This is a genomic window from Streptomyces sp. NPDC097595, from assembly GCF_044761525.1.
GTDB lineage: Bacteria > Actinomycetota > Actinomycetes > Streptomycetales > Streptomycetaceae > Streptomyces > Streptomyces drozdowiczii_A.
The window spans coordinates 229180-243181 of sequence record NZ_JBIWCN010000009.1; the positions used below are offsets into that span (position 1 = coordinate 229180).

Below are 14002 nucleotides of genomic sequence, written 5' to 3' on the forward strand. Positions count from 1 at the left end.
TTCCGCGGGTGCGGTGGGAGAGGGGGCCGCTGTGGTGTGTGTCAGCGGGTGCCGAGGAGGGTGCGCCAGGTGTTGGGGCCGATGACGCCGTCGGCGGAGAGGTGGTACTTCTTCTGGAAGGAGAGGGTCGCGGACTTGGTCGCGGGGCCGAAGCTGCCGTCGACGGCGAGGCTGTAGCCGTAGATCTTGAGCTGGTTCTGGGCTGCCTTGACGGCGTTGCCCTTGGTGCCGTACTTGACGACGACGATGAGCTTGGACCAGGTGTTGGGGCCGATGACGCCGTCGGCGGAGAGGCCGTGGGCCTTCTGGAAGCGGATGACGGCGGCGCGGGTGGCGGGGCCGAAGCTGCTGTCGGCGGCGATGCTGTAGCCGCGTGCGATGAGGAGTTGCTGGGCGGAGCGGACGTCGGTGCCCTTGGAGCCGCTCTTGAGGACGGGCCAGGCGGCGCTGGGGGTGGAGGGGGTGCTGCTGCCTCCGCCGCTGCTGCTTCCGCTGAGCTTGAGGGGGCGGTAGGGGTCGTAGTTGTCCTTGCCTATTCCGTAGCTGAGGGTGCGGTGGGTGGTGCCGTGGGAGCCGCGCTGTTCGTAGGCCCAGTAGGAGCTGTGTGAGGAGTTGGCCCACTTCTCGAAGATGACGACGTGGCGGAAGTCGCCGTCGCTGGTGCTGGCGTCGATGAGCAGGTCGCCCTTTTTCAGCTGGCTGGTGCTGCTGAGGTGCTTGGTGACGCCGCTGGCGGAGCTGGCGAGGCCGACGGTGTTGAGGCCGGGCTTGCCGAGTGCGAGTGCCATGGAGACGAACCCGGAGCAGTCCTGGCGGTAGCCGTCCTTCCAGACGCGCTGCATGCTGTAGGGGACCTGGTGGCCGCCGTTGGCGGTGAGCCAGGTGCGGGCCCGGTTGATCATGGTGTCGGGCGAGATCGTGCCGGAGGCCATGGAGGCTATTTGGTCGGCCTGGGTGACCAGGTCGCTGTCGGCCTCGGGTTCGGGGCCGTAGTCCGTGTCTCTGGCGGCGGCGACGGTTTTCTGGTCGGTGGTGTCGTCGGTGAGCGACGGTACGACGACGACGGCGGCGGCGATTCCCGCGGCGACGAAGCCGGCGAGGGCGATCTGTGTGCGGCGCGTGATTGACATGGTGTCCCCCGATGCGAGTCCAGGTGCGGCACACGGGTTCGACGGCGCCGGCTGGTGCGGGGTGCTGTCGTTCCTGGTGTGCCGCCTGAGGTGGCTGACGGGGCACCACGATGGCAAGTGCGGGGGCGTTGGCCCAGCGTTGTGCGAAAGCCGCATCCGCTAGTGACGTGACCTCAACAATGTCGGCGATTGGTGGGCGGCTTGTCTCGGGGGCCGGGTGGGTCAGTTGTTGCGGGTGAGGGGGACGAGGGTGGGTTGTTGGGTGGGGATGGCGGGTTGGGTGAGGCCGAAGGTGGTGAAGGCGGTGCGCTGTGGGAGGGGGTACGGGGTGGTGCCGGTGAGGTCGTTGAGGATGGTGGCGCTGCGCCAGGCGGCGAGGCCTAGGTCGGGGGCGCCGACGCCGTGGGTGTGGCGTTCGGCGTTCTGTACGTAGATGTGGCCGGTGACGGCGGGGCCGAGGTCGAGGCGGTGGTGGGCGTCGACGCGGGGGCGGCCGGCTGTGTCGCGGCGGAGGTGGGGTGCGAGGTGGTGGAGGAGGGTGTCGAGGGGGCGTTCGCGGTAGCCGGTGGCGAGGACGACGGCGTCGGTGGTGAGGCGGGTGCGGGTGGACTGCTGGGTGTGTTCGAGGTGGAGTTCGACGCGGGTGTTGGCGACGCGTCCGGCGGTGCGGACGGTGACGCCGGGGGTGAGGGTGGCGTCGGGCCAGCCGCCGTGGAGGGTGCGGCGGTAGAGCTCGTCGTGGATGGCGGCGATGGTGTCGTGGTCGATGCCCTTGTGGAGTTGCCACTGCTGGGGGACGAGGGTGTCGCGGACGGTTTCGGGGAGGTTGTGGAAGTAGCGGGTGTAGTCGGGGGTGAAGTGTTCGAGGCCGAGTTTGGAGTACTCCATGGGCGCGAAGGCGGGGGTGCGGGCGAGCCAGTGGAGCCCTTCGTTTCCGGTGGGGCGGGCGCGGAGGAGGTCGAGGAAGATCTCGGCGCCGGACTGGCCGGAGCCGATGACGGTGATGTGGCGGGCCGTCAGGAGGCGGTCGCGGTGGTGGAGGTAGTCGGCGGAGTGGATGACGGGGGCGGTGCCGGTGTCGGTGAGGGGTTTGAGGGCGTCGGGGATGTGGGGTTCGGTGCCGATGCCGAGGGCGATGTGGCGGGTGTGGGTGCGGCCGAGTGATTCGGCTTCGCCGTGGGCGTCGAGCTGGGTGTGGTCGATGTCGAAGCGGGCGGTCTGGGGGTCCCAGCGGATGGCGTCGACCTGGTGGCCGAAGTGGAGGCCGGGGAGCCGGGTGCTGACCCAGCGGCAGTAGGCGTCGTATTCGGCGCGGTGGATGTGGAAGCGCTCGGCGAAGTAGAAGGGGTAGAGGCGGTTCTGGGCGCGTTGGTAGTTGAGGAAGCTCCAGGGGCTGGTGGGGTCGGCGAGGGTGACGAGGTCGGCGAGGAAGGGGACTTGGAGGGTGGCGCCTTCGATGAGGAGTCCGGGGTGCCAGTGGAAGGCGGGGCGCTGTTCGTAGAAGGCGGTGGTGAGGGGGGTGGGGAGGCCGTGGGCGAGGGCGGCGAGGGAGAGGTTGAAGGGGCCGATGCCGATGCCGACGAGGTCGTGGGTGCGGAGGGGGTCGGGGGTGGCCGGGGCGGCGGTCATCGGAGGGTGCTGCCTTCCTTGAGTTCGGCGGTGAGCCGGGTGACGAGGGCGAGGAGGCGGTGGAGGTCGTCGGGGGTGGTGTGGGGGTTGAGCAGGGTGGCCTTGAGCCAGAGGCGGCCGTGGGTGTGGGTGCGGCCGAGTACGGCGTGGCCGCGGGTGAGGAGGGTGCGGCGGACGGTGGCGACGGTGTGGTCGTCGGCGTCGGTGGGGCGGAAGAGGACGGTGCTGATGGTGGGGCGGTCGTGGAGTTCGAGGGCGGGGGTGGCGTCGACGAGGTCGGCGAGGGTGTGCGCGGCGGCGCAGGTGCGGTCCACGAGGTCGGCGAGTCCGGTGCGGCCGAGGGCGCGGAGGGTGACGGCGATCTTGAGTACGTCGGGGCGGCGGGTGGTGCGCAGGGAGCGGCCGAGGAGGTCGGGTAGGCCGGCTTCGGTGTCGTCGTCGGCGTTGAGGTAGGGGGCCTGGTGGTGGAGGGCGTGGAGGTGGTGGCGGTCGGGGACGGCGAGGATGCCGGCGGACGCGGGCTGCCAGCCGAGTTTGTGGAGGTCGAGGGTGACGCTGTCGGCGCGGTCGAGTCCGTCGAGGCGGTGGCGGTGGGCGGGGCTGAGGAGGAGGGGCCCGCCGTAGGCGGCGTCGATGTGGAGTTCGGCGCCGTGGCGGGCGCAGAGGTCGGCGATCTCGGCGAGGGGGTCGATCTGGCCGGTGTCGGTGGTGCCGGCGGTGGCGGTGACGAGGAGGGGGCCCTGCGTGTGGTGGCGGGCGAGGGTCTCGTGGAGTGCGGGGACGTCGATGGTGCCGTTCGGGGCGGGCACGGTGAGGGGTTCGGGGAGGCCGAGGAGCCAGGCGGCGCGGGTGATGCTGTGGTGGGCGTTGGCGCCGGTGATGGTCTGGACGGGGCCGTGGCGCTCGCGGGCGAGGAGGAGGCCGAGTTGGTTGGCCTCGGTGCCGCCGGTGGTGACGAGGGCGTCGGGTGCGGGGTGGTGGGGGTAGACCTCGGCGGCGAGCGCGGCGGTGGTGTCGGCTTCGAGGGTGGAGGCGGCGGGGGCCTGGTCCCAGGAGTCCATGGAGGGGTTGAGGGCGGAGGCGGCGAGGTCGGCGGCTGCGGCGAGGGCGAGGGGCGGGGTGTGGAGGTGGGCGGCGCAGAGGGGGTCGGCGGGGTCGGCGGCGCCTTCGGTGAGGGCTTGGACGAGGGTGGCGAGGGCGTGGTGGGCGCCGGTGCCCCGGTCCGGGATGAGGGGGGTGAGGGCGGTGCGGGTGCGCGGGGTGACGGTGTCGGGTCCGCCTGCGGGGAGGGGGCCGTCGCGGCGTCGGGCGCCTTCGGCGAGGGCGGTGAGGACGGTGTCGAGGAGGGGGCGCAGGGCGTCGGGTCCGGTGGTGGACCCGGCGAGGGGCGGTACGGGCATGGGGCGGGTGGTCCTTCGGGCGCGCGGGGACGGGGTGGAGACATGGGTGTGCGTGCCAGCTTGTCCGGGTTTCGGGTGGCGCGGCCGGGGACCGGGGGATCTGAACTCGAAAGGGTGGCGGGGCGCGGATGGGGGCGCGGTGCCGGGGGCCGGGGTGGTATGGGCGTGCCCGGCGCGCTCCTCGTGGTGAGGGGCGGGCCGGGCACGGGTGGGGTCAGTTGGCGTTGCGTACGTTCAGGGCGCGGCGCAGGTCGTCGATCTGGTCGATGAGCTTGCGGCGGAGTGCGGGGATGAGGGCCGGGTCGTCCAGGGCCTCTTCGCCGGCGCGGAGGCTGTCGGCGTCGACGGCGTGGGCGGGGAAGGCGTAGCGCCCGGCGGCTTCGGCGATGGCGGGGCCCCGGCGGGCGGCGAGCTGGGCGGCCTCGGGATAGAAGCGGGGCACGTATGCGCGTACGAGGTCGGTCTGTTCGGGCTGCCAGAAGCCCTGGGCGGTGGCGGAGAAGAGGTAGTTGGAGAGGCTGTCGTCGTGGAACATCGCGTCCCAGGCGGCGGCCTTGGCCTCGGGGGTGGGCAGGGCGGCGCGGCAGCGGGCGGCGCCTTCCTGGCCGGTGGCGCTGGGGTCGTCCTCCAGGGCCGCGTCGATGGCGGTCTCGTCGGTGGCGCCGAGGACGGCGAGGCGGGTGAGGATGCGCCAGCGCAGTTCGGGGTCGAGTTCGGGTCCGCCGGGGACGGTGTCGTCGGCGAGCCAGCCCTGGATGGTGTCGGGCTGGGTGGCGGCGTCGATGAGGTGGCGTACGGCGGTGAGGCGCAGGCCGGGGTGGGTGCCGTCCTCGGTGCGGCGGATGAGGTCGCGGCAGAGGGAGGTGATCGTGGCGAGGGCGGCGGGCCGGTCCTCGGGGGCGGTGTAGCGGCCGGCGACCTGGGTGTCCGCGAAGGCCAGGACGCCTTGGAGGAGGGCGAGGTCGGTCTCGTACGGGAGGTGGGCGCGGGCGGCTTCGAGGTAGGTGCTGGGGGCGAGTTCGCCGTCCCGGACCATGTCGCGGGCGGAGTTCCAGACGACGGCGCGGGTGAGGGCGTCGGGGATGCCGGAGAGGCTGTCCAGGACGGTGTTCCAGGAGTGCGGGTCGAGCCGGATCTTGGCGTAGGTGAGGTCTTCGTCGTTGAGGACGACGAGGGCGGGGCGGCGGCCGGGGCGGGTGGCGGGGGCTTCCTCGGGGATGCCGGCGTCGAAGCGTTCGCGCAGGACGAGGGGGGTGGGCCCGTGCTGGGTGTCGAGGCTGTGGTCGTACACGCCGACGCTGATGCGGTGGGGGCGGGTGCCCCGGTGGTCGACGGTGAGCGACCAGGTGGTGTCGGTCTCGGTGGTGTGCGCGGCGAGGGTGTCGACGCCGGTGGTACGGAGCCACTGGTCGGCCCAGGCGTGGACGTCCCGGTCGGTGGCCGAGGCGAGGTTGTCGATGAAGTCGGCGAGGGTGGCGTTGCCGAACTTGTGGCGGGCGAAGTGGGTGTTGATGCCCGCGAGGAAGTCCTTCTCGCCGAGCCAGGCGACGAGCTGGCGCAGGGCGGAGGCGCCCTTGGCGTAGGAGATGCCGTCGAAGTTGAGGAGCGCGGAGGCGGTGTCGGGGACGTCGGCCGGGTCGGGGGCGACGGGGTGGGTGGAGGGGCGCTGGTCGGCGTCGTATCCCCAGCCCTTGCGGGCGACGCCGAAGTCGACCCAGGTGTCGGTGAACCGTGTTGCTTCGGCGAGGGTCTGGTAGCCCATGTACTCGGCGAAGGACTCGTTGAGCCAGATGTCGTCCCACCAGGCGAGGGTGACGAGGTCGCCGAACCACATGTGGGCCATCTCGTGGGCGATGACCATGCCGCGGGTCTGGCGTTCGGTGTCGGTGACGGCGGAGCGGTAGATGAACTCGTCGCGGAAGGTGACGAGTCCGGGGTTCTCCATGGCGCCGGCGTTGAACTCGGGGACGAATGCCTGGTCGTACGAGTCGAAGGGGTACGGCTCGGTGAACTTCTCCTGGAACCGGTCGAAGCAGGCTCGGGTGATGTCGAGGATCTCGTCGGCGTCGGCGTCGAGGTGGGGGGCGAGGGAGCGGCGGCAGTGGATGCCGAAGGGCAGTCCTGCGTGCTCGGTGGTCACGGAGTGCCAGGGGCCGGCGGCGACGGCGACGAGGTAGGTGGAGAGCGGCGGGGTGGGGGCGATGGTCCAGCGGCCGTCGCCGGTGTGCTCGGTGACGCCGTTGCCGAGGACGGTCCAGCCTTCGGGGGCGGTGACGGTGAGGGCGAAGACCGACTTGAGGTCGGGCTGGTCGAAGGCGGCGAAGACGCGCTGGACGTCCTCCATGAAGAGCTGGGTGTAGACGTATGTCTCGTTGTCGCTGGGGTCGGTGAAGCGGTGCATGCCCTCGCCGGTGCGGGAGTAGCGCATCGCGGCGTCGACGCGGATCTCGTGCGGTCCTTCGGTGAGGCCGGTGAGGGGGTACCGGTTCTCGGTGAGGTCCGCGGGGTCCAGCGGCTGCCCGTCGAGGCTGATCGAGCGCAGGGTGGCGGGCTTGAGCTCGATGAAGGTGTCACCGGCCGTACGGGCGGTGAACTCGATCACGGTACGGGAGTCGAAGGTCTCCTCCCCCGCGGTGAGATCGAGTTCGATGGTGTATCGCTGAACGTCGAGGATCTGGGCTCGGGCCTGCGCTTCATCGCGCGTCAGTACGGACATGGGGACATGCTGCCGTATCGGCTGTGCGGCGCGCAGGCGGGTTCCGCTGGGGGCGGACGGCCGTGCGGGATCCTTTGAGGGCTAAGATTCTTACCCCATTGTGTACCTGCGCGGAGGTGTGGCCGGGATGGCGGAGCGGGCGGACGCGGTGGCGTCGATCGTGGCGGACTGGCGGCGGGAGCGGCCGGAGCTGGATACGGCTCCGCTGGAGGTCTTCGGCCGGCTGCACCGGGCGTTCCTGCGGTACAGCGCGGCGATCTCGCGGCCCGTGGAACGCAGGGGTCTGTCGATGGCCGGCTTCGACGTGCTGACGGCGTTGCGCAGGGCGGGGGCGCCGTTCCGGCGCACGGCGGGCGAGCTGGCGGATTCGGGGCTGATCAGCTCGGCGGGCGTGACGCTGCGGATAGACCGGCTGGAGAAGGACGGGCTGATCCGGCGGGAGCGGGATCCGCAGGACCGGCGGGTGGTGCACTCGCGGCTGACGGACGAGGGGTTGTCGCTGATCGACGCGCTGTTCTCGGAGCATCTGGAGAACGAGCGGCGGATGCTGGCGGGGCTGTCGGAGGCGGAGTGCGTGGAGCTTGCGCGGTTGCTGGGGAAGCTGGAGCGGTCGGTGCTTTCCGCGGAGGGCGGTGCGTAGGCTCTCCGCGGGGGCGCCGGGATCCCGGCGCGGGGATGTCCTCAATCGCCGGACGGGCTTGATTTTGGGCGCCGCCACACGGCGCGGGGATGTCCTCAATCGCCGGACGGGCTTGATTTTGGGCGCCGTCGCCCCGTGTGGAGGAGGTGTCCTCAATCGCCGGACGGGCTTGATGTGGCCGGCGATTGAGGACACTGGTCAGGCCGTCGTCGCCTGGGACTCCGCTTCCGTGCGGTACATGCGGCGGACGCGGACCACGCCCAGGTCGTGCTGGTAGAGGTTCTCCGCCTGGTCGGCGTCGGAACGCAGGTCCTCCAGCATCACGCGGTCCTGTTCGAGGACCTCCCAGTGGCGCTCCTCCAAGAGCGTCTTGTACAGGAACCGCCAGGTGTCCCGCTCCCAGCCGGTGACCTTGCGGTAGCGCCAGAAGAAGACGGCGCAGCGGTCCTCGTCGATGGGGGTGGCCATGCCGACGATGCCGAAGGGTCCGCCTGGGCCCGCGGTCGGCGGGTAGGGGATGGTGAGGTCGACCCAGTCGACGCCGGTGCGGCAGAGCTCGACCCAGTCGAAGTTGACGCCACTCTGGTCGGTCTTCTCGAAGAAGAAGCCGCGTTCGGTCTCGCGGATGCGGAAGCGGGCGGTGGTCTGGCCCTCGGCCATGCTGTGCGAGTCGCGGTGGAGGAACGAGCCGTGCATGGGGTCGAGCAGGTTCTCGACGGCGTAGCGCCAGTTGACGTTCCACTCGGCGTAGCAGAGGAACGCCGAGGTGCCGGGGTCGGTGAGGGGTTCGGGCAGGGTGAGCGGGACGGGCTCGGCGTGGGCGTGGTCGCCGAAGTAGGCGAGGACCGCGCCGCCGGTCTCGATGAGGTGGGGGGCGGCGACGAGCTGCTTGCCCTCCAGATTGCAGCCGGGGAGGCCGGGGACGGCGGCCACGGTGCCGGTGCCGTCGACCTGGACGCCGTGGTACCAGCAGGCGATGCGGTCGCCGAGGTGTTTGCCGAGGGAGAGGCGGGCGCCGCGGTGGGGGCAGCGGTCCTCCAGCATGTGGAGGGTGCCGTCGGCGCGGCGGAAGAGGAGCCACTCCTCGCCGAGGAGGGTGAGCCGTTTCATGCCGCCCTCGGGCACGAAGTCCGAGGGGCAGACGGCGTACCACAGGTTGCGGACGCCGGTGGCGAAGAGGCGGTCGGCGGTGCGGTCGCCGGGGCGGGCGACCTCGGAGGGGCGGGTGCCCGGCTCTACGGGGGTGGTGGTCATGGCTGTCTCACGCTCCCAGTCGGCGCATCTCGGCGCGGAAGGTGTCCTCGGTCCAGGGGCTGCCGTCGGGGGCGGGCAGGTCGCGGGCGTTGAGTCCGGCGACGAGTCCGGGCAGGTCGTGGGCGCCGCCGCCGAAGACCTCCTCGATCACGGCGGCGAGCTTCTTCTCGTACGGGGTGGGCTCGGCGGTGCGGGCCTGGTGCGGGTCGAGGTACTGCGGGCCGGTCATGTCGGCTCCCTTCGGGCGGTTCAGAGGTCGAGTACGAGGCGGGGGGTGCGGGAGCGGGAGACGCAGAGCATCATCGAGGCGCCGGCCTCGCGTTCGCCCTCGCTGAGGAGGAAGTCGCGGTGGTCGGGGGTGCCTTCGAGGACCTTGGTCTCGCAGGTGCCGCAGATGCCGTCGCGGCAGGAGGAGGCGACGGGGATGCCGGCGTTCTCCAGGGCGTCGAGCGCGGAGGTGCCGGGGGCGACCTCGACGGTGCGGCCGGTGCGGGAGCAGACGAGGTCGAAGCCGGTGTCCTCGCCGTCGCGGGGTGCGGCGGCGGGTGCGGCGAAGCGTTCGGTACGGGCGTCGGGGCAGCGTTCCTCGACGGCGGCGAGCAGGGGTTCGGGGCCGCAGCAGTAGACCTGGGTGCCGGGTGCGAGGCCGGCGAGCAGAGTGTCGAGGTCGGGGTGGCCCTGTTCGTCCTGGGGGATGAAATCGACGCTGCCGCCGGGCTGTCCGGCCAGGGCGGCGAGTTCGGCGGTGAAGGCCATGGAGGCGCGGGTGCGGCCGCCGTGGACGAGCCGCCAGGGGGTGCCGGTGCGGGCGGCCTCGCGGGCCATGGCCAGGAGCGGGGTGATGCCGATGCCGCCGGCGACGAAGAGGTAGCCGGGGGCGTCGGGGTCGAGCGCGAAGTGGTTGCGGGGGCCCTGGACGTGGACGGTCCGGCCGGGGCGGAGCTCGCTGTGGATATGGGCGGAGCCGCCCCGGGAGGCGGGTTCGCGCAGGACGCCGATGCGCCAGCGGGCGGTGTCGGCGGGGTCGGAGCACAGCGAGTACTGGCGGACGTGGCCGCCGGTGTGGACGTCGATGTGGGCGCCGGGCCGCCAGGCGGGGAGGGGCTTGCCGTCGGGGTGGGTGAGTTCGATGCTCAGGACTCCGTCGGCCTCCCATGTCATGCGGTGGACGAGCAGGTCGAGCCGGGGCTCCTCGGCGGGTGTCATGACGGGTCGCCTCCTTCTGCGGGGGTGCCGGCGGCGGCGGGGAGTTTGACGGGCGGGGTGAACGGGGTGTTCATCGGGCCGAGCGCGGTGAGGTCGATCTCCACGAGGGTGGGGCCCGGGGTCGCGACGGCCTCCTTGATGACGGGCCCGGCGTCGGCCTCGGCGGCGATCCGGGCGTACGGGAGGCCGACGGCGGCGGCGAGCTGTGCGAAGTCGGGGGTGGTGAGGTCGACCCCGGAGCGGCGGGGGAAGTGGTCGTCCTGCATGTTGCGCAGGACGCCGTAGCCGCCGTCGTTGAAGACGAGGAGGGTGAGGTCGGGCTTCTCCTGGGCGAGGGTGAGGAGTTCGCCGAGGTGGACGGCGAGGCCGCCGTCGCCGGCGATGACGACGGTGGGGGTGCCGGGGCGGCCGAGTGCGGCGCCGATGCCCATGGCGAGCCCCTGGCCGATGCCGCCGCCGCGCGGGAAGACGTTGGTGGCGGGTTCGGTGATCTCCAGGAGCCGGTTTCCCCAGGTGGAGGAGGGGATGGTGACGTCCCGGGCGATGACGGACCCGGGCGGGCAGGCGTCGCGTATCGCGTCGTTGATCGCGGCCTGGGGGCCGATGGCGTGGCGCTGCGCGGCGCGGGCGGCGGTACGGGCCTCGCGTACGCGGCCGGGCCAGCCCGTCTCCGTACTCCCGCTGGTGACACGGCCGAGGAGGGCGGCGAGGACGGCGGAGGCGTCGCCGTGGAGGGCGACGGTCGCCGGGTAGACGCGGCCCGGGGCGGCCGGGTCCAGGTCGATCTGGAGGTGCGTGGCGGGGAGTCGGAGGCCGTAGTCGGCGGTCTCGTTGGAGCGGAAGTGGGTGCCGATGGTGAGCAGGACGTCGGCCTCGGCGAGCAGGGCGCGGCCGGCCGGGGCAGTGGCGTAGTTGCCGAGGACCCGCTCGTCGGACTCGGGGACGGCGCCGCGCCCGGAGTTGGAGGTGACGAGCCCGGCGTCGAGGGCGTCGAGGAGGGCGGCGACCTCGGGGCGGGCGGTGTTGGCGCCGCCGCCGGCCCAGAGGAGGGGGCGGCGGGCGGCGGACAGCAGGGCGGCCGCCTCGTCCAGGAGCGCCGCGTCGGGCAGGGCGGGGGTGGCGGGCGCGGGGACGGGCGTGCCGGTGAGCCGCTGGGGGGCGAACTGGAGGTCGATGGGCCACTCGACGCTGACCGGGCCGTGCGGGGCGGTCAGGGCGCGGGCGGCCGCCTCGCGCAGCAGGTCGCCGGCGCTCTCGGCGTCGGTGACGGTGACGGCGTGCGCGGAGACCGCGCGGAGCATGCCGAGCTGGTCCTTGGTCTCGTGGATGAAGCCGCGCCCGGAGCCGAGGTACGCGCTGTCGATCTGCCCGGTGACGTGCAGGACGGGTGTGCCGGAGCTGAGGGACTCGATGAGGGAGCCGGCCGCGTTGCCCGCCCCCGTACCGGTGCTGGTGAGGGCGCAGCCGAGTCGGCCGGTGGCGCGGGCGTAGCCGTCCGCGGCGTTGACCGCGGCGGCCTCGTGGCGGACGGGGACGAAGCGCAGATCGCGGTCGACGGCTTCGACGAGCGGCAGGTTGTGCACGCTGACGATGCCGAACACCGTGTCGACGCCCAGTCCTCGTAGCGTCTCGACGAGCAGGTCGCCGCCGTTGGGTCGGGTCATGTCGGGTGCTCCTGGGGGGTTGGGGGATGGCTTAGGCGACCGCGCGGTTCACGCCACCGCACACGTCGACGGTGGTGCCGGTGATGTACGAGGCGCGGGGCGAGAGGAGGGCGGTGACGGCGTACGCGACTTCGTCGGCGTTGCCGAGGCGGCCGAGGGCGATGCCCCGGTCGGCGGCCAGTTCCGCCTGCCAGGCGGGGTAGTCCAGCGGGGAGCCGGAGGCGGCGTACCGGCGTTCCCACTGCCCGGTGTCGATGAGGCCGAGGCAGACGGAGTTGACGCGGATGCCGTCGGGGGCCAGTTCCTTGGACAGCGAGGTGGAGAGGTTGAGGATGCCGGCGCGGGCGGCGCTGGTGGTCATCAGCCGGGTCTCGGGCTGTTTGGCGAGGACCGCGTTGATGTTGACGACGGAGGCGGCGCGGGGGGCGCGGGGGGCGCCGGAGGCGCGGAGGTGGGGCAGGGCGGCGTTCAGCGGGTTGAGGACGCCGAAGAACTTGAGCTCCAGTTCCTCGCGCCAGTCGGCGGCGGTGGTCTCGGCGAAGGGTTTCATCCGGGAGGCGCCGGCGTTGTTGACGAGGCCGTCGAGACCGCCGAAGTGGTCGGCGGCGGCGTCGGTGAAGGCGCGTACGGCGGCCTCGTCGGTGACGTCGCAGGGGGCGTGGTACAGCGTGTCGGGCCCGGCGAGGCCGTCGAGGGCGGCGGCGAGGGCGTCGGGGCGGCGGCCGCAGGTGGCGACGCGGGCGCCCTCCGCGAGGAGCGCGCGGACCGTGGCGAGGCCGACGCCGGAGCTGCCGCCGGTGACGAGTATGCGGTGGCCTTCCAGGTGGAGGTCCATGGGTGCGGCTCCTTGCGGGTGGGTGCGGGCGGTGGGGGGTGACCTCAATCGCCGGACGGGCTTGAACTGCCTTGTCCTCAATCGCCGGACGGGCTTGAAGGTGGCGGACGGGCTTTGAGGTGGCGGACGGGCCTGGGTGCGCCGGGTGGGCCTGGATTCGCGGGCCGGAGCGGCCGGGGAAATCAAGCCCGTCCGGCGATTGAGGACACACCGCCGGACAGGGGTCACTGCATCGTGAAGCCGCCGTTCACGGCGAACGTCTGGCCGGTGATGTAGCCGGACTCCTCGCCGATGAGGAAGGCGATGAGGCCGACCAGGTCGGACGGTTGCTGGGGGCGGGAGATCGCCCGGTTCAGCCGGTACAGCTCGTGGCGTTCGGCGGGGATGTCCACGGCGGACTCCCCCTCCGTGAGGCCGGGCGCCACCGCGTTGACCGTGATGCCGAAGTCGCCCGTCTCGCGGGCCATCGCCCGGGTCAGGGAGATCACGGCGCCCTTGGACGCGATGTAGTGGGCGAGCCGGGGCGAACCGTAGAGCGCGGCGTCCGACGCGAGGTTGACGATGCGTCCGGCGCCGTGGGCCCGCATGAGCGGGAGGAGGGCGCGGGCGACGAGCCAGGGCCCGCGCGCGTTGACCGTCATGATGCGGTCCCACGCCTCGACGTCGATCTCGTGGAACGGCTTGCCGCCCACCGCGTTGGCCAGTCCGGCGTTGTTGACCAGCCCGTACAGCCGGCTGCCGTCACCGGCGAGGGTGTCGGCGAGGGCGGCGACGGAGTCCGGGTCGGCGACGTCGAGCGGGTGGTAGTCCGCGGTGATGCCGTCGGCACGCAGCTTCCCGGCCGCCTGCCGGCCGGTGGCCTCGTCCAGTTCGGCGATGACGACGCGGTGTCCGTCGCCGCCGATCCGGCGGGCCGCGGCCAGTCCGAGGCCGCGGCCGGCGCCGGTGACGACGACCGTGCGGGGGGTGTCGTCGGCGGCCATCAGTCGCGGGTGACGCCGTGCATCGGCGAGTGCTCGGGGTAGGTCGGCACCTGCGGCTTCCGCGTGCCGATGATGACGCAGAACAGGGCGTCGGTGTCGCCCTCGTTCTTGAGGGAGCGGGCCACTCCGGCGGGGACGACGATCATGTCCCGGTAGCCGAGGGTGCGGTACTCGGTCTCGTCGGCGCCCCGGTGGACGCCGACCCTGACCTGCCCCTCCAGGACGAAGAACGCCTCCTCCACGTCGTGGTGGGTGTGCTCGGGGCCCTCGGCGCCCGGCGGGAGCAGCATGTTGGAGAGGGTGAAGCCGCCCGAGGGCAGGATGCGGTTGTCGCCCTCGTGGTTGCCGGTGGCGCCGGAGCCGACGTACCGGATCTGGGCGCGGCGGTACTGGGCGCCGGCCTTCTCCTGGAAGGAGAGGGTGTTCCAGTCGGGTTCGCGGGAGTCCTTGGTGGCGATCAGGGAGTCGGTGAACTTCGCGAGGTCGCCGTTGTTCTCGTACGGGGTCTTGTCGATGGGCACGGGATGCTCCTGTGTTCGGTCGGG

At 72.5% G+C, this 14002-nt stretch carries 12 protein-coding genes; 1 reads left to right on the forward strand and 11 read right to left on the reverse strand.

All coding sequences use genetic code 11. The features are described 5' to 3' along the window. Positions 1-41: 41 nt before the first annotated feature. The 4 genes from ACIQZN_RS16695 to pepN form a co-directional block, all read right to left on the reverse strand. Complete coding sequence (locus ACIQZN_RS16695; protein WP_403993561.1) at positions 42-1130, reverse strand: peptidoglycan-binding protein; 1089 nt, start codon at positions 1128-1130, stop codon at positions 42-44. A gap of 222 nt (positions 1131-1352) precedes the next feature. Then, positions 1353-2759 carry a lysine N(6)-hydroxylase/L-ornithine N(5)-oxygenase family protein gene (locus ACIQZN_RS16700; protein ID WP_403993564.1) on the reverse strand — a complete coding sequence of 469 codons (1407 nt, stop codon included), beginning with the start codon at positions 2757-2759 and terminating at the stop codon, positions 1353-1355. Beyond that, on the reverse strand, positions 2756-4159 hold the full coding sequence (locus ACIQZN_RS16705) for a pyridoxal phosphate-dependent decarboxylase family protein (protein WP_403993567.1): 1404 nt from the start codon (positions 4157-4159) through the stop codon (positions 2756-2758). Before ACIQZN_RS16705 ends, ACIQZN_RS16700 begins: the two co-directional genes overlap by 4 nt. Positions 4160-4373: 214 nt before the next feature. After that, positions 4374-6875, reverse strand: a complete 2502-nt coding sequence (gene pepN, locus ACIQZN_RS16710; protein WP_403993570.1) for an aminopeptidase N — start codon at positions 6873-6875, stop codon at positions 4374-4376. A gap of 127 nt (positions 6876-7002) precedes the next feature. Here pepN and ACIQZN_RS16715 point away from each other — a divergent pair, with 127 nt between their 5' ends. Next, positions 7003-7515, forward strand: coding sequence for a MarR family winged helix-turn-helix transcriptional regulator (locus ACIQZN_RS16715; protein ID WP_403993573.1), 513 nt, complete (start codon positions 7003-7005; stop codon positions 7513-7515). A gap of 198 nt (positions 7516-7713) precedes the next feature. Here the strand turns inward: ACIQZN_RS16715 and ACIQZN_RS16720 are convergent, their stop codons facing one another. The 7 genes from ACIQZN_RS16720 to ACIQZN_RS16750 all read right to left on the reverse strand — a co-directional run bounded on the left by ACIQZN_RS16720 (position 7714) and on the right by ACIQZN_RS16750 (position 13978). Continuing rightward, positions 7714-8769 (reverse strand): Rieske 2Fe-2S domain-containing protein, encoded by a 1056-nt coding sequence (locus ACIQZN_RS16720; protein ID WP_403993576.1) that lies wholly within the window; start codon positions 8767-8769, stop codon positions 7714-7716. A 7-nt stretch (positions 8770-8776) separates the two neighbouring features. Then, positions 8777-8998 carry a recombinase-like helix-turn-helix domain-containing protein gene (locus tag ACIQZN_RS16725; RefSeq protein WP_018104535.1) on the reverse strand — a complete coding sequence of 74 codons (222 nt, stop codon included), beginning with the start codon at positions 8996-8998 and terminating at the stop codon, positions 8777-8779. 20 nt (positions 8999-9018) lie between these two features. Next, positions 9019-9975 (reverse strand): PDR/VanB family oxidoreductase, encoded by a 957-nt coding sequence (locus ACIQZN_RS16730; RefSeq protein WP_403993580.1) that lies wholly within the window; start codon positions 9973-9975, stop codon positions 9019-9021. Then, the gene (locus tag ACIQZN_RS16735; protein ID WP_403993583.1) at positions 9972-11639 is read right to left on the reverse strand and encodes a thiamine pyrophosphate-binding protein; all 1668 of its coding nucleotides are present in this window, start codon (positions 11637-11639) and stop codon (positions 9972-9974) included. Before ACIQZN_RS16735 ends, ACIQZN_RS16730 begins: the two co-directional genes overlap by 4 nt. A 31-nt stretch (positions 11640-11670) precedes the next feature. Further along, positions 11671-12474, reverse strand: a complete 804-nt coding sequence (locus ACIQZN_RS16740) for an SDR family oxidoreductase (protein ID WP_403993586.1) — start codon at positions 12472-12474, stop codon at positions 11671-11673. Positions 12475-12698: 224 nt separating this feature from the next. After that, positions 12699-13457 (reverse strand): SDR family NAD(P)-dependent oxidoreductase, encoded by a 759-nt coding sequence (locus tag ACIQZN_RS16745; RefSeq protein WP_403993589.1) that lies wholly within the window; start codon positions 13455-13457, stop codon positions 12699-12701. Next, positions 13457-13978 (reverse strand): cupin domain-containing protein, encoded by a 522-nt coding sequence (locus tag ACIQZN_RS16750; RefSeq protein WP_403993592.1) that lies wholly within the window; start codon positions 13976-13978, stop codon positions 13457-13459. The genes ACIQZN_RS16745 and ACIQZN_RS16750 overlap by 1 nt, the downstream gene beginning before the upstream one ends. Positions 13979-14002 lie beyond the last annotated feature (24 nt).